This is a genomic window from Billgrantia pellis (assembly GCF_008297955.1).
GTDB lineage: Bacteria > Pseudomonadota > Gammaproteobacteria > Pseudomonadales > Halomonadaceae > Halomonas > Halomonas pellis.
The window spans coordinates 80,434-101,643 of record NZ_VTPY01000009.1 but is presented as its reverse complement, the minus strand read 5'-3'; the positions used below and the strand labels follow the sequence as shown (position 1 = coordinate 101,643).

Annotated in this window: 22 protein-coding genes; 11 read left to right on the top strand and 11 right to left on the bottom strand. The window is 64.9% G+C overall.

The annotated features are described in order from the left end of the window. Nucleotides 1-22 precede the first annotated feature (22 nt). A complete protein-coding gene (locus F0A17_RS20150) occupies nucleotides 23-541 on the top strand; it encodes an ankyrin repeat domain-containing protein (protein ID WP_149330160.1) in 519 nt (172 codons plus the stop codon). A gap of 72 nt (nucleotides 542-613) precedes the next feature. On the opposite strand, the gene F0A17_RS20145 is transcribed toward F0A17_RS20150, so the two are convergent. Further along, nucleotides 614-1,642: a Fe(3+) ABC transporter substrate-binding protein gene (locus F0A17_RS20145; protein WP_149330159.1), complete on the bottom strand. Its 1,029-nt coding sequence runs from the start codon at nucleotides 1,640-1,642 to the stop codon at nucleotides 614-616. Between the two features lie 255 nt (nucleotides 1,643-1,897). Here F0A17_RS20145 and F0A17_RS20140 point away from each other — a divergent pair, with 255 nt between their 5' ends. Then, the gene (locus tag F0A17_RS20140) at nucleotides 1,898-3,028 is read left to right on the top strand and encodes an ABC transporter ATP-binding protein (protein WP_422671203.1); all 1,131 of its coding nucleotides are present in this window, start codon (nucleotides 1,898-1,900) and stop codon (nucleotides 3,026-3,028) included. On the opposite strand, the gene F0A17_RS20135 is transcribed toward F0A17_RS20140, so the two are convergent. From F0A17_RS20135 to dctP, 4 genes are all read right to left on the bottom strand, one after another. Next, on the bottom strand, nucleotides 3,002-4,690 hold the full coding sequence (locus F0A17_RS20135; protein WP_187774754.1) for an ABC transporter permease: 1,689 nt from the start codon (nucleotides 4,688-4,690) through the stop codon (nucleotides 3,002-3,004). The two genes, F0A17_RS20140 and F0A17_RS20135, sit on opposite strands and share 27 nt — an antisense overlap. Before the next feature lie 172 nt (nucleotides 4,691-4,862). Next, nucleotides 4,863-6,191: a TRAP transporter large permease gene (locus tag F0A17_RS20130; protein ID WP_149330156.1), complete on the bottom strand. Its 1,329-nt coding sequence runs from the start codon at nucleotides 6,189-6,191 to the stop codon at nucleotides 4,863-4,865. Next, nucleotides 6,188-6,691 (bottom strand): TRAP transporter small permease subunit, encoded by a 504-nt coding sequence (locus F0A17_RS20125; protein WP_149330192.1) that lies wholly within the window; start codon nucleotides 6,689-6,691, stop codon nucleotides 6,188-6,190. Before F0A17_RS20125 ends, F0A17_RS20130 begins: the two co-directional genes overlap by 4 nt. A 116-nt stretch (nucleotides 6,692-6,807) precedes the next feature. Continuing rightward, the gene (dctP, locus tag F0A17_RS20120; RefSeq protein WP_149330155.1) at nucleotides 6,808-7,920 is read right to left on the bottom strand and encodes a TRAP transporter substrate-binding protein DctP; all 1,113 of its coding nucleotides are present in this window, start codon (nucleotides 7,918-7,920) and stop codon (nucleotides 6,808-6,810) included. Nucleotides 7,921-8,454: 534 nt separating this feature from the next. On the opposite strand from dctP, the gene F0A17_RS20115 reads away from it, so the two are divergent. Together F0A17_RS20115 and F0A17_RS20110 are read left to right on the top strand one after the other, a co-directional pair. Continuing rightward, entirely contained in the window at nucleotides 8,455-10,566 is a 2,112-nt protein-coding gene (locus F0A17_RS20115) for a GNAT family N-acetyltransferase (RefSeq protein ID WP_228716979.1), read from the top strand. Between the two features lie 58 nt (nucleotides 10,567-10,624). Beyond that, the gene (locus F0A17_RS20110; protein ID WP_149330154.1) at nucleotides 10,625-12,091 is read left to right on the top strand and encodes an aminoacyl-histidine dipeptidase; all 1,467 of its coding nucleotides are present in this window, start codon (nucleotides 10,625-10,627) and stop codon (nucleotides 12,089-12,091) included. An 81-nt stretch (nucleotides 12,092-12,172) separates the two neighbouring features. Here the strand turns inward: F0A17_RS20110 and F0A17_RS20105 are convergent, their stop codons facing one another. Then, nucleotides 12,173-12,736: a type 1 glutamine amidotransferase domain-containing protein gene (locus F0A17_RS20105; RefSeq protein WP_149330153.1), complete on the bottom strand. Its 564-nt coding sequence runs from the start codon at nucleotides 12,734-12,736 to the stop codon at nucleotides 12,173-12,175. A 181-nt stretch (nucleotides 12,737-12,917) separates the two neighbouring features. After that, nucleotides 12,918-13,391 carry a Dps family protein gene (locus F0A17_RS20100; RefSeq protein ID WP_149330152.1) on the bottom strand — a complete coding sequence of 158 codons (474 nt, stop codon included), beginning with the start codon at nucleotides 13,389-13,391 and terminating at the stop codon, nucleotides 12,918-12,920. A gap of 288 nt (nucleotides 13,392-13,679) precedes the next feature. On the opposite strand from F0A17_RS20100, the gene F0A17_RS20095 reads away from it, so the two are divergent. The 4 genes from F0A17_RS20095 to F0A17_RS20080 are packed head-to-tail and all read left to right on the top strand — an operon-like array spanning nucleotide 13,680 to nucleotide 16,347. Next, nucleotides 13,680-14,228, top strand: coding sequence for a hypothetical protein (locus F0A17_RS20095; protein ID WP_149330151.1), 549 nt, complete (start codon nucleotides 13,680-13,682; stop codon nucleotides 14,226-14,228). Further along, the gene (locus F0A17_RS20090) at nucleotides 14,228-14,584 is read left to right on the top strand and encodes a hypothetical protein (protein ID WP_187774753.1); all 357 of its coding nucleotides are present in this window, start codon (nucleotides 14,228-14,230) and stop codon (nucleotides 14,582-14,584) included. Before F0A17_RS20095 ends, F0A17_RS20090 begins: the two co-directional genes overlap by 1 nt. Nucleotides 14,585-14,632: 48 nt before the next feature. After that, nucleotides 14,633-15,307, top strand: coding sequence for a DUF1007 family protein (locus tag F0A17_RS20085; protein WP_149330149.1), 675 nt, complete (start codon nucleotides 14,633-14,635; stop codon nucleotides 15,305-15,307). Further along, complete coding sequence (locus F0A17_RS20080) at nucleotides 15,298-16,347, top strand: nickel/cobalt transporter (RefSeq protein WP_149330148.1); 1,050 nt, start codon at nucleotides 15,298-15,300, stop codon at nucleotides 16,345-16,347. The genes F0A17_RS20085 and F0A17_RS20080 overlap by 10 nt, the downstream gene beginning before the upstream one ends. A gap of 12 nt (nucleotides 16,348-16,359) precedes the next feature. Here F0A17_RS20080 and F0A17_RS20075 read toward each other — a convergent pair whose 3' ends face one another. Then, nucleotides 16,360-16,779 (bottom strand): HIT domain-containing protein, encoded by a 420-nt coding sequence (locus F0A17_RS20075; RefSeq protein ID WP_149330147.1) that lies wholly within the window; start codon nucleotides 16,777-16,779, stop codon nucleotides 16,360-16,362. A gap of 126 nt (nucleotides 16,780-16,905) precedes the next feature. Between F0A17_RS20075 and F0A17_RS20070 the strand changes: the two genes are divergently transcribed. The 3 genes from F0A17_RS20070 (at nucleotide 16,906) to F0A17_RS20060 (ending at nucleotide 17,713) form a co-directional block, all read left to right on the top strand. Next, nucleotides 16,906-17,037 (top strand): entericidin A/B family lipoprotein, encoded by a 132-nt coding sequence (locus F0A17_RS20070; RefSeq protein WP_104204324.1) that lies wholly within the window; start codon nucleotides 16,906-16,908, stop codon nucleotides 17,035-17,037. A gap of 106 nt (nucleotides 17,038-17,143) precedes the next feature. Beyond that, nucleotides 17,144-17,275, top strand: a complete 132-nt coding sequence (locus tag F0A17_RS20065; protein ID WP_104204325.1) for an entericidin A/B family lipoprotein — start codon at nucleotides 17,144-17,146, stop codon at nucleotides 17,273-17,275. Nucleotides 17,276-17,443: 168 nt separating this feature from the next. Beyond that, the gene (locus F0A17_RS20060) at nucleotides 17,444-17,713 is read left to right on the top strand and encodes an I78 family peptidase inhibitor (protein WP_149330146.1); all 270 of its coding nucleotides are present in this window, start codon (nucleotides 17,444-17,446) and stop codon (nucleotides 17,711-17,713) included. A gap of 15 nt (nucleotides 17,714-17,728) precedes the next feature. Here the strand turns inward: F0A17_RS20060 and F0A17_RS20055 are convergent, their stop codons facing one another. The 3 genes from F0A17_RS20055 to F0A17_RS20045 form a co-directional block, all read right to left on the bottom strand. Continuing rightward, nucleotides 17,729-18,292 (bottom strand): acyl-CoA thioesterase, encoded by a 564-nt coding sequence (locus F0A17_RS20055; protein ID WP_422671198.1) that lies wholly within the window; start codon nucleotides 18,290-18,292, stop codon nucleotides 17,729-17,731. Between the two features lie 115 nt (nucleotides 18,293-18,407). Next, entirely contained in the window at nucleotides 18,408-19,718 is a 1,311-nt protein-coding gene (locus tag F0A17_RS20050; protein ID WP_149330145.1) for a short-chain fatty acid transporter, read from the bottom strand. Nucleotides 19,719-19,811: 93 nt separating this feature from the next. Then, complete coding sequence (locus tag F0A17_RS20045; protein ID WP_149330144.1) at nucleotides 19,812-21,203, bottom strand: MATE family efflux transporter; 1,392 nt, start codon at nucleotides 21,201-21,203, stop codon at nucleotides 19,812-19,814. Nucleotides 21,204-21,210: the final 7 nt, after the last annotated feature.

The following is a 21,210-nucleotide window of genomic DNA, read 5'->3' as shown; positions in this document are numbered from 1 at the left end:
GGATACCGCGACGGGAGACGACATGGCCGATGCACCGCAGCATATGCACGCCGAGCCGGACGAGGAGACGATTCAGTTTGCCACCAAGCTGTTCAACTGCGCCCGCCAGGGCGATGCCGAGACCTTTCGCGAACTCCTGCCCCAGGGGCTTCCGCCCAACCTGCGCAACCACAAGGGCGACAGCCTGCTGATGCTGGCCAGCTATCACGGCCATCGGGAAACCGCTCGGGTCTTGCTCGAACACGGTGCCGATCCCGAACTTGGCAATGACCAGGGCCAGAACCCGCTGGCCGGGGCCGCCTACAAGGGCGACCTGGCGATGGTGGAGCTGCTGCTCGCGCATGGTGCCGACGTGAACGGCTGCGCCCCGGATGGCAAGACGGCGCTGATGTTCGCCGCCATGTTCGACCGCGTCGAGGTTGTCGGCTTACTGCTCGCCCACGGCGCCAGCCGCGAAGCGCGCGATAGCCGCGGCATGACCGCACGGGACCTGGCCGAGGCCATGGGGGCCGCTTCGACACCGACGCTGTTGGCCGACTGACTCAAGTCACTTCCACCTCGACGAAAATGCCCGCGGCCATGGCCGCGGGCATTTGCTCATGTCGGGTTAGGCTTAGCGCCAGCCGACGCGATCGAAGATGCGGATCGCTTCCGGATTGTTCTCGCCCAGGATGCTGACGTTGAGGTCGTCCTTCTTGAACTCGCCCCAGGACTCCAGCGTCTCGCTCAACTTTACGCCTTCGACGACGGGGAACTCATAGTTGCCGGCGGCGAAGATCTTCTGCGCCTCGTCGGAGGCCAGGAACTCGAGGAAGCGGATGGCGTTCTCGCGGTTGGGGGCGCCCTCGACCACGCCGGCGCCGCCGACGTTGACGTGAGTGCCGCGGTCCCCTTGATTCGGGAACAGGATATCCACCTTCTCGGCCACTTCACGCTCGGCGGCGTCGTCGGACTCGAGCAGGCGCACGTAGTAGTAGTGGTTGGCCACGGCCAGATCGCATTCACCGCTTGCCACTGCCTTGATCTGATCGGTGTCGCCGCCCTCGGGGTCGCGCGCCATGTTGTTGACGATGCCCTGCGCCCATTCCTCGGCGGCCTCGGCGCCATGGTGCTCGATCATCGAAGCCAGCAGCGACTGGTTGTAGATGTTGTTCGAGGAGCGAATGCACACTTCGCCCTCGAGCTGCGGGTCGGCCAGATCCTCGTAGGAGGTGATCTCGCTGGGGTCGATGTTCTCGGGATTGTAGAGGATCGCCCGGACGCGCTGGCTGAAGCCGAACCACTTGCCTTCCGGGTGACGCATGGACTCGGGCAGACGCTCGTCGAGCACGTCGGACTCGACGCTCTGGAAGATCCCCTCCTGCTCGGCGCGCCACAGGCGACCGGCGTCGACGGTAATCATCACATCGGCGGGGCTGGCCACGCCTTCGCGCTGGATACGCTCGATCAGCTGGTCGGACTCGCCCTCCAGCAGGTTGACCTTGATACCGGTCTGCTCGGTGAAAGCCTGATAGAGCGTCTCGTCCGAGTCATAATGGCGGGCCGAGTAGAGGTTGACCTCCTCGGCCATAACCGTGGTGGCAAAGGCTGAGCCGGCCAGCACGACGGCGAGTGGAGCGACGAGACGGTTGCGCTGTAGCATGGTTCTTATTCCTCGCGTGCCTGAGAGAGATGCGGCTGAATGATAATACGTTGCATTAAGTAGACGCTATTGAAGCGTTTTGTCCAAGGGGCGTCAAGCACTCGGCGCGAGGCGGCAACGAACGGTAGGGCAACGCCATGATCCCAGGCAACCAAATGCGAAGAAGATGGCGAATGCGAGGGGATTCCAAACGCATCGGCCGGCCATTTCGGGTAGGATGAGACGGCCTATCCTTTATTTCGTGTCGTCTGCCCTATGACAAGCCAATTGAAGCCAATGGACGCTGGAACGACCGCCTACCGTCAGGCTACCGCGCTGACCATGGAAGGGGTGCATCATAGCTTCGGCAACCAACCCGCCGTACGGGAGGTCGATCTCGACATTGCGCCTGGCGAGGTGGTCTGTCTGCTAGGGCCTTCCGGCTGCGGCAAGACCACCTTGCTGCGCATCGCTGCGGGGCTCGAAGTTCTTCAGCGTGGGCGCGTGACTCTCGATGGCGGGGAGATCGCTGTGCCCAAGGGGCGGCACGTGCCGCCGGAGAAACGCAATGTCGGCCTGGCATTTCAGGATTCGGCATTGTTTCCGCATCTCACGGTGCTCGAAAACGTCACCTTCGGCCTCAAGGGGCAACCCGCGCACCAGCGCCGCGAGCGAGCCATGACGCTGCTGGAGCAGTTGGGCATGGCGGCCTACGCCGAAAGTTACCCGCACATGCTGTCCGGCGGGCAGCAGCAGCGAGTGGCGCTGGCCCGGGCGCTGGCTCCGGCGCCGCAACTGATGTTGCTCGACGAACCCTTTTCGAGCCTCGACGCGCGCCTGCGCGATCGCATCCGCGACGACACCCTGCACGTGCTGAAGAAGGTCGGCGCGGCGACGCTGCTGGTCACTCACGATCCCGAGGAAGCGATGTTCATGGCCGATCGCATCGCCCTGATGCGGGAAGGAAGCATCGTGCAGGTGGGCACTCCGCGGGAGCTCTACTGCGCCCCTTGCGACCCCTTCGTGGTAGCCTTCTTCGGAGAAGTCAACGAAATACAGGGCGTGGTGCGTGACGGGCGGGTGCAGACCCCGGTCGGGCCGGTCGAGGCCGGCTGGCTACCCGAGGGCAGCCAGGCGCTGGTCATGATCCGCCCCGAGGCGCTGCGCATCACCGAACACTTCGATCCTGCTCCCGAGCATCGCTACAGTCACGTGGTCATGGCCAAACTGCTGGGCCGCAGCAGCCTGCTGCATATCTGCGCCCACGGCGAGGATGGCCGCGAGGCTCACCTGCATGCGCGTGTGCCCGGCGTGTTTCTGCCCGCCGAAGGGCAGCGGATCGATATTCACCTCGACCTGTCGCAGGTCTTCGTCTTCCCCTCAACGGTTGCCGGAACCGGGACGTGAGCGGCGCATCGCCATGCTGAGCAGAACCACGGGGATGATACCGACGGCCACGATGGCGAGTGACGCCGTCGAGGCCTCGGCGAGGCGCTCGTCAGAGGCCAGGCTGTAGGCTCGCACCGCCAAGGTGTCGAAGTTGAAAGGGCGCAGGATGACCGTCGCCGGCAGTTCCTTCATCACGTCAACGAATACCAGGATTCCCGCTGCCATCAGACTGCCGCGCATGATCGGCGTGTGGATGCGCTTGAGCGTGCCGGCTGGCGTCTGGCCCAGGGTGCGTGAGGCGGCGTCCATACTCGGTGTCACCTTGCCCAGGCTCGCCTCCACGGTATTGAAGGAGACGGCCAGGAAGCGCACCACGTAGGCATAGATCAGGATGAACGCCGAGCCGCTGAAGATCAGCCCCACGACCTTGCCGTAGTGGGCGTGCAGCCAATTGTTGAGGGTACTGTCGAGCCAGGCGAAGGGGATCAGGATGCCGACGGCAACCACCGAACCCGGTATGGCGTAGCCCATGGCGGCAATGCGCGTGGCGAAGCGGATCGGGGGGCTGTCGTGCAGGCGCACGCCATAGCTGAGCACCACGGCCAATGCCACGGCGATCACAGCCGCCAAGGTGGCCAGGGTCAGGCTGTTCCATGCGAATCCTAGGAAACGGGTGCCGAACAGCGCATCGCCCTTGGCCATGGCCATGTGAGCCAGCAGGCCGCTGGGGAGCAGGAAGCCGATCAGTACCGGCAGGAGGCACGCGAGCAGGGCGCCGGCGGCACGCCAGCCGTGCAGACGATACTCGGGAAGCTGCTGGTAACGGTTGGTGGTATGGAAATACCTGCGCTTGCCGCGCGACCAGCGCTCCAGCAGTACCAAGGCGATGACGAAGAGCAACAGGCAGGCGGCGAGCTGGGCCGCGGCGACCTGCTCGCCCAGGCCGAACCAGGTGCGATAGATACCAGTGGTGAAGGTGTCGACACCGAAGAACTGCACGGCGCCGAACTCGTTGAGCGTTTCCATCAGCACCAGCGAGACGCCGCCGACGATGGCCGGGCGGGCGAGCGGCACGGCGACGCTGACGAACAGGCGCCAGGGGCCGCGACCCAGGGTACGGCCCACGTCGAGCACGCACACCGATTGCTCGAGAAAGGCCGCCCGCGCCAGCAGGTAGACATAGGGATAGAGCACCAGAGTCATCAGCGTGGCGGCACCGCCCAGCGAGCGTATGTTGGGGAAATAGTAATCGCCGTGGCTCCAGCCGAAGAGTTCGCGAAGCCAGCTCTGCAGCGGGCCCGCGAACTGCAGGAAGTCGGTGTAGGCGTAGGCGATCACGTAGGTGGGCACCGCCAGCGGCAGCAGCAGCGCCCATTCGAACAACCGCCGCCCGGGAAAGCGGCACATTACCACCAGCCAAGCCGTGCCGGTGCCGATCACCATCGTGCCGAGCCCCACGGTGACGGCGAGTAGGAAGGTATTGCTCAAATAACGACTCAGTACCGTGCTGGCCAGATGCTGCCAGATGCCCTGGGTGGGCATGAAGACATGGGCGAGGATGGCGATGACCGGCAGCGCTACGAACAGGGCGATGGCAAGGACCAGCAGGGACCAAGGGCTCAGGCGATGCGAAAGGCGGCGCGTCACGTCGGACAGCCCGGTAGCGGCGGATCGGAACAAGCGGTAACTCCCTCCACTGACCCGGCTCGCGGGGGTAGGAATGCGAGGCGGTAACAACCGCGAATGATACCAGTCGAGGACGAGACCTGCAGCCGAGCTCGCCTGATCGGAATCAAGGCAAGGCGCCCGCATCCTGGGATACAGGCGCCTTGGTGAGAGGGCAGGATCCCGGCTAGTAGCCGAGCATGATCGACGGCAGTCCCGTCACCAGCACCGGGAAGAAGGCCATCAGCACGCAGGCCAGCACGATCAGGGCGCAGAAGGGAATCACCGCCCGATAGAGGTCGACGATCTCCACGCCAGGTGGCGCCACGCCCTTGAGATAGAACAGCGCATAGCCGAACGGCGGGGTCAGGAAGGAGGTCTGCAGCACCACCGCCACCATCACCACGAACCACAGCACGTCGACGCCCATGTCGGCGACGATCGGCAGCATGATCGGGAAGCTGAGCAGCACGATGCCGGTCCAGTCCAGGAACATGCCCAGAACGAAAACCAGGAACAGCATCAGGATCAGCGCGCCGGTGGTACCGCCGGGCATCGCCATGACCACATCGCTGATCACCGCCATGCCGCCGCCGCGCGAGAACACGCCGGTGAAGGCGGTGGCGCCTACCAGCACCAGCATGACCATGGTGGTGGTCTTGCTGGCATCGATCAGGGTGCGGTAGCAGGTCGAGAGTTTACGGTCGCCGAAGATCAGGAACAGCACGAAGGCGATGGCCACGCCGATGGCGGATGCCTCGGTGGCCGTCGCGATGCCCAGGAACAGGGAGCCGAGAACGCCCAGGATCAGCGACATCGGGGGCAGCACGTACTTGGCCAGCATGCCCAGCAGCTCGCCGGTGGAAACGTCGGCGCGTTCTTCAGGCGGAACCGGCGGGCCATAGCTCGGCTTGACGTAGCAGATCACCAGCACATAGAGGGCATACATCACGCCAAGCATCACCCCGGGCACCAGGGCCCCGGCGAACAGGGCGCCCACCGAAACCGGTGAATAGCTCGCCATCAGGATCAGCATGATGCTGGGCGGGATCAGAATGCCCAGGCAGCCGCTGGCCATGATCACCCCGGTGCTGAGTTCCTTGTTGTAGGAGTACTTGAGCATGGGGACCAGCGCGATCATGCCCATCACCGCAATCGAGGCGCCGACGATGCCGGTGGTCGCGGCGAGCAGCACCGACACAATGACCACGGTCAGCGCCAGACCGCCGCGCAGGTTGGCCAGCAGCAGGCGCATCGACTCGAACATCTTCTCGGTGACGCCCGAATCGTTGAGGAAGCGCGCCATCAGCACGAACAGCGGAATCGCCACCAGGACGTAGTTGTCCATGGAGTTGCCGTAGATATTGTTGATCAGGGTGCCGAGCACCTTGATGCCGGGGCCGAGCACAGCCCCCATCACGGCGACGCCGCCCAGCACGAAGGCCAGCGGATGACCCATGAACAGGCCGACGAGCAGGCCACCGAACATGAACAGCGTGAGCATTTCGGGGCTCATGCGGCCTCCTTCTCGTTCAATGCCTGCACCGCACGGATCACGATGGCGACGGCCTGGAGCAGCAACAGCACGGCGGCGACCACGATGACCCCCTTTACCGGGTAGACGGGGAGCGCCACCATGCCGTAGGTGGTCTCGCTACGGCTGAACGAGCGTGCGAAGAAGCTCCAGCCGTAGGTCAGCAGCATCCAGATGAAGGGGACGAAGAAGATCAGGTAGCCGAGAAGATCGATGACGGCTTGCCTGCGGCGCGACAGCAGGCGCTTGAGGACGTCGACCTCGACGTGGGCGTGGTGGCGCAGGCCGTAGGCCGCCATCAGCATGAAATGGGCGCCGAACAGCATTTTGGTCACATCAAAGGCCCAGTCGCTGGGGCGACCGGCGAAGAAGCGCATGCCCACGTCATAGATCACGATCAATGTGATCACCGCGAGCAGTGGGGCAATCAGGCGTCCGAACCCTTCGTTGAGGGCGTCGATGGCCCTGGCAATGGCATTCATGGCAAGGATCTCGGAATCGGGCGTATAGAACGACATCTAGCGGTATAGCACGACGGCCGCGCTTGGTGCGCCGCCGCTCTGGGAGGACGGGCCCGCGGGGCCCGTCCGGTGCCGCTTTACTGGTTCATGCAGGACTCGAGCTCCTCCAGGGAAGGCAGGTTGTCCATGGTGCGGCTCATGTTGAAGGGAGCGGAGATGTCGCGCCAGGTAGCGTACTCTTCCAGGTAGCTAACCATGGAGTGATAGACCTTGGCGTGCATCGGGTCCTCGCAGGCACCGCGCAGGATTACCTCGTTGGTAATGTCCTGGATCTGGGCCAGTTCCTCCTCGGAAAGCTGGTGGATCTCCACGCCGGCGTCGATGAACGACTGGGTGCCTTCGGTGGAACCGCGTTCAGACCAGGCCAGCGACCAAGTCATGGTAGCCTCGGCGGCGATCTTCAGCTTCTCCTGGGTCTCCTCGGAGAGGGCGTCCCAGGCGTCCTTGTTGATCATGACGCCGAATACGCTGGCGGACTGATGCCAGCCCGGTACGGACCAGTGGTCGGCCACTTCGGCGAAGCCGGCCTGGAAATCGACGCCCGGGGTGGAGAACTCACCGGCATCGATCACGCCACGCTCGATGGCCTGGTAGACTTCGCCTCCCGCCAGCGTCACCTGGGAGCCGCCCAGTTCCTCGAGCACACGGCCCTGGTCACGGCCGGAGAGGCGCAGGCGCTTGCCTTCAAGATCGGCCAGGCTCTCGATCGGCGTGCGCCCCATGAAGCCGGACTCGTTGTTGGTGATACCGTAGGGCAGGTAGACCATGTTGTACTGGCCATAGACCTCCTGGTAGAGCTCCCAGCCGCCCCATTGGTTGATCCAGTTCAGGTAATCGATGCCGTTGAACAGGCTGGTGGTGGTCGCCAGCGGCGAGAAGGCGGGCGAGCGGCCGGCCCAGTAGCCGGGCCAGTCGCCGGCGGCCTCGATGCTGCCGGTCTCGGTGGCGTCGAACACCTCGGTGCCGGGCATCAGGGTACCGCCCGCACGGAACTCTATCTGAAGCTCGTCGCCAGCCAGCTTGTTGACCAGCTCCGCCCAGTGGCGGTCGATCTCGATCAGGTCGAGGTTGTCCGGCCAGGTCGTGGTCATGGTCCACTGTTCCTGGGCCTGGGCAGTGGAAGTGAACGCCGCCAGGGCGACGCCGGCAGCCAGGCCGGTGAGGGCGAATTTCGTTTTCATTTTGTTCATGTCGTGCTCCCTTACATTGGGTCTTGTTGTATTGCCTCGATAGAAGAGCCATGCCGACGTGCACTGGGAGACCTTGGCTTCGGGGATCACCGGTGCGACCGCTCGGCAAACCTCGACAAGCTAGCATGTTGATGTGTCAGGAATCGATAGTCCGCTCGGCTTAGCGTAGCGACTGGAAGCGCATCGTATCGGTTATCGACGACGCTTAATTAAGAAAACGACCATCAAGATGTGGCTGTAATGAAAGGCAATCTACGACAGGCGGGGGATTCGCCACTAGCCGACCAAGGTGATCTCTGGCAATACCAAAGTCTTAACGGCGTTGTGCCGGACGACCTGCTCCCCAGCCCATCGTGGTACCGGCGACATAACGGTACGAAATCGAGGTGGGTGATCGCCTCCCGGCTTCCGGATACTGCCGTGAATATGGCACTGACGATGATGGTTATAGTGGCGTGCGCCGCGAACTCGCGTTAATGAATGAACTCATGGGCGGGCCACGCAGCACCTAACCGAGTGAGACAGGGGAAAGAAGTGGAGAACCGTAGCGTCCAACGGCTGATGGGTTGGTCCCGGCAGATGGCGATCTGCGGATGGCGCGGCCTGGTATGGCTTACCGCCGATCCCGAGCTGGCCCGGTCACAGGCGTTGACGCTGTGGCGCGAAGGGTGTTGGCGAACGCCCTGCTGGCTATCTTCGACGCCACCCGCCGAAATCGACGCGTCGACCTGGCTGTCGATCGGCCGCGCCCGAACGCGACTGGGGCAGGAACATGACCTGGTCGTCGTCGATGCGGTCAGCGAAGGGGCGGAGTTCGATCCGGATGCCTTCGGTGCCATCAGCGGTACGCTGCGTGCCGGTGGGCTCCTGGTCCTGCTGACGGCACCGCCCGGGATCGCCGGAGTTGCCGCGACGAGCCGCTATCAGGCACGTCTGCTCGATCGGCTGTCCCGGATGGCCGATATCGCCCACTGGCCGGCCGGTGCCGTGCCGACGCTTCCCGAGCCACCCGGCTGCACATCCGAGGCAACCGAGGCGGTTGACGACCCGGCGTGCCGAACGCGTGACCAGGCGGAAGCCGTGGCGCGGCTGGTCGCTCTTCGACGTCGCCGCCCGCTGGTGCTGACGGCCGACCGGGGACGGGGCAAGACGGCGGCGCTGGGCATTGCCTGCGCTCGCCTGCTCGCGGCGGGCCTGGAGTCGATCCATGTCACGGCGCCGCGTCCGGAGGCGGTAGCGTCGCTGTTCGAACGTCTGGCAGTGCTGTGCCCACGGGGGAGTCGTCAGGGCAACCGCTTCGTCGATGCGCACGGCAAGTGGGTGGCATTCGTCGCCCCTGACGATCTCAGCGACCGGATCGAGCGCGGCGAAGCGGGCGGACCAGGCGCCTGGCTGCTGGTGGACGAGGCGGCGGCCATTCCCGCCGCGCTGCTCGCTCACTGGCTCGAGGCTTTTCCGCGTATCGCCTTTGCCACCACATTGCACGGATACGAAGGCTCGGGACGCGGTTTCGCCCTGCGCTTTCGCGAGCGACTCGAGCGTCGGACCCCCGATTGGCGCGAGTTCCATCTCTCGGCACCGGTGCGCTGGTCCGAAGGCGACCCGCTCGAGCGCCTGGTCGACGACCTGCTGCTGCTCGACGCCGTACCGCCGCCGGCAGTGCGGGGAGAGAAGGCTAACTCGCAGCTGTGGTCGCGCGATATGCTGGCGTGCAACGAGACGGCGCTGCGCGACATCTACGGCCTGCTGGTGCAGGCGCACTACCGCACCACGCCCGCCGATCTTCGCCGCTTGCTCGATGAGCCGGGGCTACGCATCGCCACGCTGGTCGCTCGCGACCGTACCCAGGCCGTGGCGGTGAGTGGTGATGAGGGGGGCTTCGATGCGGAACTGGCGGAGCGAGTGGCCCGCGGAGAGCGCCGCCTGCGGGGCCACCTGCTGGCCCAATCACTGGCGGCCCATGGCGGCTGTCGCGAGGCATTGAAGGCACGCCTGCGCCGGGTGCAGCGCATTGCCGTGCATCCCGAACGTCGTCGCGAGGGGCTGGGACGCCATTTGCTGGAAGGCGAACGTGACGCGGCACGTGAGGCGGGGGTCGATCTGCTGGGGGCGAGCTTTGGCGCCGAGCCGGGGCTGCTGGCGTTCTGGCAGGCGCTGGGCTTTCGCACGGTGCGGCTAGGGTTGTCGCGCGAAACCTCGACCGGCGAGCATGCGGTGATGGTGCTCGCTCCGCTGAGTCCATGGGGAGAGGCGATCGTCACCGAGCTCACGGCTCGTTTCCACCAGTTGCTTCCCGCGCTGCTGGCCTTCGAACTTGCTACGCTCGACCCCGCCGTGACGGTCTCGCTGCTGAGCGAAGGGCCTCGTCCGGCGCTAAGTGATAGCGAGCGGCGAGACATCACCGATGTCGCCTTCGCGCGTCGCGAGCCGGCATTGGCGCGTCCTGCGCTGCAGGCGCTGCTGCGTCGGGCGGCAGCCGGCGGGACGCAGGTGGGGCTCGATTGGCTGGTGGCCTGGGCCTTTCAGGGACGCGATTCGGCCTGGCTGGCCTCTCGGCGGGGGCTGAGCGGGCGCCGCGAGGTCGACAAGTGCTTGAGGGAGAGTGTCGCAGCGCTCTATGCGCACGGGGCGGCGGAGGACGAATGACTTTTCCCCGGAGCGACGGCCCGGTAAGGTAGCTCGGTTATTCCCAAGAAGACCCACCATGAACGAACATCTCGAGCACCTCACGCCGCAGCCGCTCTGGCGTCACTTCCGTACGCTGTGCAATACGCCCCGGCCATCGGGCCACGAGGCCGAGCTGGTGGCCATCCTGGAGCGCTGGGCGGATGGCCGGGGCCTGGCGCACGATCGTGACGACTTCGGCAACCTGCGCATTCGCAAGCCGGCCACGGCGGGCCGCGAGACCGCCCCCGGCGTAATCCTGCAAGGCCATCTTGACATGGTGGCCCAGGCCAACGCCGATCACCCGCACGATTTCACCCGCGACCCCATCGAGACCTACGTGGATGATGGCTGGCTGCGCGCGCGTCACACCACGCTGGGCGCCGACAATGGCCTGGGTGTGGCCGCCGCGCTGGCGATTCTGGAGGATGACGAGCTGGTGCACGGCCCGCTGGAAGCGCTGTTTACCCTGGAGGAGGAAACCTCCATGGGGGGGGCCATGCACTTGGCGGAGGGCTGGCTCGAGGGGGACGTGCTGCTCAACCTCGACTCGGAGGATCGCGGCGAAGTCTTCATCGGCTGTGCCGGTGGCGCCGATATCGTGGTGGAGGCACAGCTGCCCACGGCCGAACTGTGCGCCGGGGAAGTGGCTGTACAGCTATCGCTCACGGGGCTGGTCGGCGGACACTCGGGCATCGACATCCATCGCGGCCGGGGCAATGCCAACCGCCTGTTGATTCGGGTGCTGCGGGTGCTGGAAGCTTTCGATATCCGCCTGGTGAGCTACCGTGGCGGCACCCTGCGCAACGCGATTCCGCGTGAAGCCTTTGCCACCCTGGCGCTGCCGGCCGATGAAGTGGCGGCGGCAAAGCGGCGTGTGGCGGAACTGCAGAAGACGCTGCGTGCCGAGCTGGCCGGTATCGACGAGGGGCTTGCGCTGACCATGACGCCGCTACCGGCATTGCCGGAACAGGCCCTCAATGCCCATGCCAGCCGCTTGCTGCTCGCGGCGCTGAATGCGGCGCCCTACGGTGTGGAGCGGATGAGCACCGACGTGCCGGGGGTGGTGGAAACCTCGAACAATCTGGGCGTGGTCAATCTTGAGAAGGGACGCTTCCACCTGTGCGCCTTGGTGAGATCGTTGCGCGACAGCGCGACGACCGATATCGCCGATCGTTTCCGCGGTCTGTTCGAGCTGATCGGAGCGCGCACGCGTGTCGAGCACGCCTACCCCGGCTGGACACCGAACCCGGACAGTTCGCTGCTGGCGCGCTTCCGACGCCTTCATCGCCAGCTCGTCGGCAGCGATCCGGCAGTCAAGGTGATCCATGCCGGACTCGAGTGCGGCATCCTCGCCGGCAAATATCCGCAGTTGGACATGATTTCCTTCGGCCCCTCGATTCGTGGCGCTCACTCACCCGACGAGCGGGTGGAACTCGACTCGGTGAGCGAGTTCTGGCGGCTGCTGCGTGGCTTGATCGAGGATCTCGCGACGCCAGAGGGTTGAGCGACGGCAGAACGACGCCGCCCGCCGAGAAACGGCGGGCGGCAGGATCAGGCAGCCGTCGTAGCGGGGCTACCGCTGGTCTCAGGTATGCTGACGGCTGTGCTTGCCTTCGGCGATTTCCTCGACCAGCTTGCTGCAGAACGCCTCCAGGTCGTCGGGCTTACGGCTGGTGACCAAGCCGCTGTCGACCACCACTTCCTGATCGACCCACTCGGCACCGGCGTTGCGCAGGTCCTGCTCGACCGAGGGATAGGACGTCATGCGGCGACCCTTGACGACGCCGGCATTGATCAACACCCATGGGCCATGGCAGATCGCGCCGACCGGCTTTTTCGCCTCGAAGAAGCGGCGGGTGAATTCGAGCGCCTTCGGATTCTGGCGCAGAGCATCCGGATTGAACAGTCCGCCAGGCAGTTCGAGGGCGTCGTAGTCATCGGCATTGGCCTGTTCCAACTTGCGATCCACGTCATATGACGGGCCCCAGTCGGTCTTGGCCCAGGCGCGAATGCTGTCCTTCTCGGGAGCGATTATGTGCACGATGGCACCCGCGCGCTCGAGGGCAGCCTTGGGTTCGGTGAGTTCCGACTCCTCGAAGCCGTCGGTGGCCAGAATGGCGACGGTTTTGCCGTTCAACTTCTCGCTCATGATTACCTCCTTGCAAACGTGGCCGCCAATCGGGCGGCAAGTGCGAGTTGCATCTATTGCTCCACCAAGCGTTGTGGCGAAGAGGGGAGATCACAAGGCGATAGGTGTTGGAAAACGTCACGCGAGGTTTCGATGCGTGACGGGAAAAGCCGGACGTCGTCCGGCTCCATGCCAGGAGGCTTCAGCCGAGGTAGGCGTTGAGCATCCAGACGGTCTTTTCCTGTTCGCGGATATAATCGCCGACCTGGGCGGCCGTGCCTTCGTCGTCGGCGTCCGAGGCGAGAGAGAGGATGTCGCGCTGAAGCTCGATCAGGGTCTGGTAGCCTTTGAGCACGCCGCGCACGCAGGCCTGACCGTCATGCACGTTCTTGTCTTCCTGGATCTGCGCCATCGCCACGTAGTCGCTATAAGCGTGGACCGGCTTGTGACCCAGAGTGAGGATACGCTCAGCTACCTCGTCGACCTTGGCAAGCAGATCGGTATAAAACTCCTCGAATTTCTCGTGTAGCTCGAAGAACTGAGGCCCCTTCACGTTCCAGTGATAGCCGCGAACGTTCATGTAGAAGATCTGATAATTGGCCAGCAGTCCGTTGAGTCTCTCCGCCAGTTGGTTGGCGCTGTCCTGATGCAGGCCGATGGCGTTGGTGTCGCTCATGTGTTCGCTCCTTGCCGCGTGTTGGGATACTGCCCTTAGTGTAGGGTCTGGAAAGGCAATGATTAAGCCATTTCTGGCCATCGAACCGATAGAGGAACTCCATCGCAGGCAGGCATTTGTCGCCTGGGGCAAGGTCGAGCGTCGCAGGTTACACGCCCGGTCGAGGGAACCCGCGGAAGGCAAGGGGCTCTGATAACGTATGGCCCGTGTCGCCACTTCCCTACGGTTCTCCTTGCGCGGTTTCACGGGCGGCGTAGACTGCGGGCAAACGACGAACGGAGACGTCCCATGCGCCTGTCCTGGTTGATGCCCTGCCTGATTCTGCTGGTTGGCTGCGAGACCACGCCGACGACGCTGCCAACGGCGGAACCGCTCCCGGCCGACGAATGCCGCTGGGAAATCGGTGATGTCGACGTGCGTGACTGGGCGCAACGGGCGCTTGGAGCCCTGGAGGCGGAGGATTTCGTGGTACGCGATACCGAGCTGGAACTGGGGGTGATCAGCGCCGAGCGTACCCGTGATTTGCCGTACTACGGCGATCGCTATGATCGCTGGGAACACCCCGGCCTCTTCGGTGGTTTCGGGTTGGGCAGCCGCGGCGGTTTTGCCACTGGTATGATGATCGGCTTCGGGGGGGGCGGTGGTTTCACCCAGGACGCCACTGAGTTGGAGCGTGTGTCGCTGGTCGCCAATGACGGTTGGGTTCGTGCCAGCCGCGATATCCAGGTGATCGACTGGCGTGGTGAGCTGCGCGAGACGCGCAGCGGCAGCGACGCCGGTTTCTGCGGTCGGCTGCGTCAGGCCATTTCGGCCCGCACGGCAGAGGAGGTGCGCTGATGCGAATCCTTGTCCTGGCGATGCTGCTGACTCTGCTGGGCGGATGCGCCGTCACCCCGGCGACGCCCGAGCCCCGCGAGCTGTCACTGGCCGCGCCGCCTCGCATAGTACTACAGGAAACCATGGCCCTTCTGATGGACCAGGGCTATGTGATCCGGCAGGCCGATGCCGACCTGGGGCGGGCCGAGGCGGCGCTGGCACGCTGGCCGGGCTATCGTATTCGCGTCACGGCGACTCCTGAGGCCCAAGGCGCGCGTCTCTCGCTGACAGCGACCCGGGGCGGTCGGCCTCTACCGCCCCACCTGCTCGATCCCGTGCTGGCAGAGCTGCAGCGGAGACTGGGACTGGCTCCTTGAGCCCAAGGTGTTAAACGATTCCTTCAATACCGAAAGGCATGCAACGTCATGAGGTTTTCACTCGATCTCACGCGTGCGAAGGCCCACGCCGGGTGTCTGGGGCTGTGGGGGCTCGCGCTGATCCCAGGGGCGCTTCAGGCCCATCCGCACGCCTGGATCGACTTCAGCGTTCGCTTGGTCGTGGACGAGCAAGGACGTCTCGAAGCGCTGCATCAGGCCTGGCGCATGGATCCCTTCTATAGCCTCATTCTGCTCGAGGAACTGGCCCAGGCGGAGGGTGGCCTGGAGGCGGGGCTCGACCAGTTGGGAGCGGAAATCCTTGCCAACCTAGAGCCGCAGGGGTATTTCACCGAGGCGCGGCTGGACGATCAAGCGCTGATACTGGGGGAAGTCAGTGAATATACCGTGATGGAACGCGGGGGCCGGGTGGAGTTCGTCTTCCTGCTGCCGTTGGACACGCCGCGTTCATTGCGCGAACGGACGCTGGAGTATCGCGTCTTCGACCCCAGCTACTACTTGGAAATGGTCCACGAAGCCGAGGGCGAAATGCCGCGGGACGACGCCCTGCGTGTGAGCGGCGACCTGGCCTGCAGGACGCGCATCGAGCCGGCGAATCCCGATCCCGAACGGATCATGGCGGCATCGATGCTGGACGTCACTGACGAGGCCGAGCCCGGGCTGGGCCGTCATTTTGCCGAGACAGGAGTGGTGACATGCGACTGACCGTCGGCACCCACCCCCGGGGGCGGTTGATCGGTTGGGGGCTGTTGTTGGCGTTGACGACGGTCGTGATGCTGTTCTTGGCCCAGGGCGGTCTGCAGACGCTGAGCTTTCAACTGGTCACCTGGCAGCGGGATTTTCACCGCCTGCTGACGCTGGCCATTACCGAATTCTCCGCCACTTCGTCACCTTCCGCTTGGGCCGTGCTGCTCGGCATCAGCTTCGGCTACGGCGTCTTCCATGCCGCCGGGCCGGGGCACGGTAAAGCGGTGCTGACTACGTACCTGCTCTCGCAGGGTGGCGCCATTCGTCGGGCATTGATGCTCTCCTTCGCTGCTTCGCTGCTGCAGGGTCTGGCGGCCATCGGCTTGGTGGTGGTACTGATGCATGGGCTGGGCTGGGTGACGCGCCGCGCCATGGGCAGCGTGGCCTGGGTCGAGCAGGCCAGTTACCTGATGGTGGCGGGGCTGGGTGCCTGGCTCTGCCTGAGGGCGATTCGCCAGCTGCGTCGGACTCGCGATGCGCGCGTTCACGCGACTGCCCCTCGCCATCGGCAGGCTGACGAACTGCACGACCACCATGACCATCACGGCCACTGCTGCGGTGGGCAACATCACGTCGATCCACGGCAGGCCGGCGACTGGCGCACGGCGCTGGGGACGGTTATGGCCATTGGCATGCGTCCCTGCAGTGGCGGTGTGCTGCTGCTGGGCGCGGCGACGCTGCTGGGGCGATTTCCGATCGGCGTGGCGGCGGTGCTGGTGATGTCGCTGGGTACGGCGCTGACCGTCTCGGGGCTGGCGCTGGCCAGCGTGCTGGCGCGTGGCTGGGCGGAGCGCCGGCTGGCGCACCAGCGCAGCATGCGGCGTGCCGGCCGCCTGCTGGGCTGGGCCTCCCTGGGAGGCGGGCTAGCCATTCTGGCCCTGGGCGTGTCGCTGTCGATCGCCGGTGCGACACAGCCCGCCTCGGTGCCCCTGCTCGGCGAGCCTCCCGCGCGCAGCATCCCGTCGAAGGCGCCTGACGACCACCCCTTTGGCGGCTGAGCGCCGCCAGGCCTAGAGTGTCAGGGCGTCGAGCTGCGCCAGCAGTCGGTCGCGCATGGCAGCCAGCGCATCGAGATCGTAGGGTCGGGCCTTGCCGTGTCCCCACACCGGTCCCGGCCATGCCTCGTCGCCGTGGCGCCGGGCGACCAGGTGGACGTGCAGCTGGGGCACCATGTTGCCCAGGCTGGCCACGTTGAGCTTGTCGCCCTCCGCCAGCGTCTTGAGCATGTGTCCGACCTCGGCGGCTTCATGCCAGAGCTGGTGCTGGTCGGCCTCGTCAAGCTCGTAGAACTCGCTCACGCCGGAGCGCCGCGGTATCAGCAGCAGCCAGGGGAAGCGGGCGTCATCCATCAGCCGCAGCTGGCACAACGGCAACTCGGCGATCGGGTAGCTGTCCCTCGCCAGGCGTTCATCGAGTTCGACGATGGTCATGGGCTTCTTCCTTGTGGCGCTGGTCGGCTAATGATGACACAAGCGCTCGGCGCATGCTGATGCGGTCCGCGCTTGCGATCCGATAATGCTAGAGTGTAAGAACGAAACCTACCGGAGGAGTGCATCATGAAGCGGACCGTGTCTCTGATGTTGATCGCGCTGTTCGGCCTGACGCTGCTCAGCGGCTGCAACACCATGCGCGGCATGGGCGAGGATATCGAACAAGGCGGCGAAGCGATCCAGCGCGAGGCAAGCTGATTTCCGGGCGCGGTTATGCAAAGCCAGACGATGACTGTTACGCTGAAGCAGGCCATTGCTTCACGGCAAGGAATGGAAATCCAGAAACGTTCAAGGAGAAACCACCATGAAGAAAGCGATTGCTCTGAGTTTCGCCCTGTTGATGACCGCAGGCGCCCTGGCGGGTTGTAATACCATGGAGGGCGCTGGCGAGGACGTCGAGCGCGGCGGTCAAGCCGTGCAGGACGCCGCCGAGTAAATCACGCGGTCCGGCCTGGCGGCGCACGGGCGACCTGGCAGTCTCCCCGTGTGCCGCCTGTACGATCGTCACGCTCACTTCGCTACCCCCGAGACTTCCCGAATGTCGAACCCCTTGAGGTCGTGCCTGGCCGTCGCCGGGTTGATGCTGCTAGCCGGTTGTTCCCCGATGAATCAATCGAACGTCTCCCATGAACCTGCTCCCAAGCCGCCTCGTGTCACCAGTGAGGGCGAGGATGCCTGCGGCGCGAATCGTGTGCAGGATCGGGTCGGGCGGCGCTACGACGAGGCGCTGGGAGAGGCGATCCGTCGCGAGAGCGGTGCGACCGTGCTGCGCGTGATGCGCCCGGGAGAGGCGCATACGCTGGAGTATCGCGCCGATCGGCTCAATCTCCGCCTCGATGACGGCGGAACCATTACCGACATCGGTTGTGGCTAACCGGCGCCAACGTCTTCAACCTTGTCTATCCCTTCCTTCCTGCCGGGGAGTGCCGCCATGTTCGGCCTGAGTTCGGCGTTCGGCTTCCTCGGCCTGCTTGCGCATCGCCTTGCGCAAGGCGGCCTTCTCGTAGCGCAGCTTCTGTAGCGGCGTTTCCAGCTTGAGCGGCGGCACCGGTGCCGGCTGGCCATGGATATCCACCGCCACCATGGTCAGGTAGCAACTGTTGGTGTGGCGGATCACTTTGTCGCGGATGTTCTCGGCTACCACTTTGATGCCGATCTCCATAGACGAGCGGCCCACGTGGTTGACGCTGGCGAGGAAGGTGACCAGTTCGCCGACATGAATCGGCTGCTTGAACAGCACCTGATCGACGGAAAGCGTCACCACGTAGTGGCCGGAGTAGCGGCTGGCGCAGGCATAGGCCACCTCGTCGAGCTTCTTGAGAATGGCGCCGCCGTGTACCTTGCCGCTGAAGTTGGCCATGTCGGGCGTCATCAGCACGGTCATGCTCAATTCGTGCTGGCCGGGGAAATCATGGGGCAGGTTGCCGGAATCGGCCATATGCGGGGTCCTCATCGATCCTTTTCGTTACGCCGGGAATCGGCCTGACGATTCGCCAGGTCGGGAATGACCGCGGGCCCCGGCATGCCGGAGCCCGCGTTGGTGAGAGCGATAGGGGTCAGCCTCGCGCTCAGAACCAGGTCAGGCCCACCGAGATGATTACCCCGGTAATGACCAACTGAATCAGGCAGTAGCCCATGATGTCCTTCGCCTTGAGGCCGGCGATGGCTAGCACCGGCAGTGCCCAGAAGGGCTGCAGCAGGTTGGTCCAGGCGTCACCCCAGGCCACGGCCATGGCCACACGGGAGACATCCACGCCCAGCGCCTCGGCCGCCGGTAGCATGACGGGCGCCTGGACCGCCCACTGGCCGCCGCCCGAGGGCACGAAGAGGTTGACGATGCCGGCGCTGATGAACGACCAGAACGGCAACGACATGTCGGTGGCGAAGGAGATCAGTGCCTCGGACATGCTCTGGGCCAGGCCGGACTCCACCATGATCGCCATGATGCCGGCATAGAAGGGAAACTGGATGACGATGCCGGCCCCGCCCTTGATCGCCTCGTTGAGGCTCTCCAGCAGGCTGCGTGGCGTGCGATGCAGCACGATGGCCAGGAACAGGAACATGAAATTGACGATGTTCAGGTTCAGACCGCCCCCGCGTAGCACGAAGTGATCGAGCAGAAAGATCACCCCGGGGATGCCGACCAGCCAGGCGAGAGTGACGCTGTTCTCCAGTCGTTCGGCGGGGCGAGTGATGCGCGCTCGGGTGGCCGGGCCATCGTCGAGCAGTTGGGGGTCGACGTAGATGCTCTCCTTGTCGTCGGGCAGCATCGCCCGGTTGACCAGCGGAATCGCGATGAACAGGCAGAGCACGATCGCCAGGTTGAAAAAGGCGAAGATGGTCGATCCGGTGCCGATCACGCCGATCTGCTCGGCGGTGAAGTGACCTTCGGTGGCAATGGTCAGCGGTATCGAGCCCGCCAGACCGCCGTGCCAGACCACGAAGCCGGAGTAGGCGCTGGCTACCAGCAGGCGATAATCGACCCGCACCAGCCGCGCCAGCTCCTTGGCGAACAATGCGCCGACCACCAGGCCGAAGCCCCAATTGATCCAACTGGCGACCAGTGAGACCAGCGTGACCAGCAGAATGGCGTGGCCGGCATGCTTCGCCAGCCCGGCGAGCCGCTGCAGGAGACGCTTGATCGGCGGCGAGCTGGCCAGCATGAAGCCGGTCACCAGGATCAGCAGCATCTGCATGGAGAACGTCAGCAGGTTCCAGAAACCGTCGCCCCAATAGCGCATCACGGCCAGCGGTGTCTGGCGTTCGACAGCGATCGCGGCGGCGGCGGCGATGACCGTCAACAGTAGCACGAAGATGAACGGGTCCGGCAGGTAGCGGTCGACCAGCCGGACGGCGGGTCTTGAGAGGAATCTGAGCATGGCAGTCGCTTCTTCTGGTTGTCTTGGGAGCGTCTAGGAAAGGTAGCGCAAACGTATCGGCTTCCCCTAACGATCCCTCAGTACGTTACCGTTTCAGGCACGGCGATCGAAGGTCATCGTGACGTCCCGTTGGCGTTCGCGATGGCGCCAGCGGGTGCGTCGGTGGTGAAGATAGTAGCCGACGAGCACTGCCGAGCGCACCACGGCGAAGGAGAGAAAGGCCAGCCACAGCGCATGATTCTCGTAGCCATGGGGTGCGAGCTGCTGGCCCAGCCACCATGTCGGCAGGTAGGCCGCCAACGCAATGAAGATGCTGTTGCGCATCTCGCGAATCGCCGTGGCGCCGATGAAGACGCCGTCGAGCAGATAGCTCCAGACCGCGATCAACGGCATCGCCACCATCCATGGCAGGTAATGGCCTGCCGTGGCGCGCACCTCCGGTAGGCCGGTCAGCAGGGCGATCAGGTGGTTTCCACCCAGCGCGAAGGCCAGCGCGGCGGCCCCTGCCGTAAGCAGCGAGAACTCGGCGGCGGTGCGCACGGCGACGCCGAACTCGTCCCAGCGACGGCGCCCCACGGCGCGCCCGGCGATGGCTTCGGCGGCATGAGCGAAGCCATCGAGCCCATAGCTGGTCAGCATGATGAACTGCAGCAGCACCGCATTGGCGGCGAGTACGGTGTCGCCCTGCGCCGCGCCACGCGAAGTGAAGAAGGCCATGGCGAACAGCAGCCCCAGCGTGCGCACGAAGAGGTTGGCGTTGACTTGGAGCAGCTCGCCGTAGGCGGCCAGCCCGAGCAGACGTTGACGAAGGAAGCGGCCCTGCAACAGACGCAACTGATGGGCGACCCGCCATGCGCCGAAGGCCAGCGCCGTGTAGTCGGCGATCACCGTGGCCCAGGCGACGCCGTTACTGGTCATGCCCAGGCCGACCACGAACAGCAGGTCGAGGACGATGTTGACGCCGTTGGTCAGGACCAGCAGGGCCAGCGTGACGCGAGAATTCTGCTGACCCAGGAACCAGCCGAGGATGGCGTAGTTGGCCAGCACCGCGGGGGCCGACAGTATGCGGATCTGGGCATACTCGGCGGCAAGCTGGGTGGCGGTCGCGCTACCGTCGAGCAGCCACAGGCCGAAGGCGATCAGCGGCTTGGAAAACAGAATCAGCAGGGTACCGATACCGGCAGCAAGCAGCAGCGACTGGCCCAGCAGGTTGCGCACCTCGCTGTCGTCCTCGCGACCCGCCGCCTGGGACGTGAGGCCGGTGGTGCCCATGCGCAGAAAGCCGAAGCCCCAATAGAGGAAGCCGAACAGGGTCGCTCCCAGGGTGACGGCGGCGAGATAACGCGCATCCGGCAGGTGGCCGACCACTGCGGTATCCACCAGGCCCAGCAGCGGCACGGTGATATTGGAAAGAATGATCGGCCAGGCCAGCGTCCAGATGCGCCGGCGGGCCGAACGGAGAGTCTCGGGAGGTTGGGCGGTCACGCGCTAT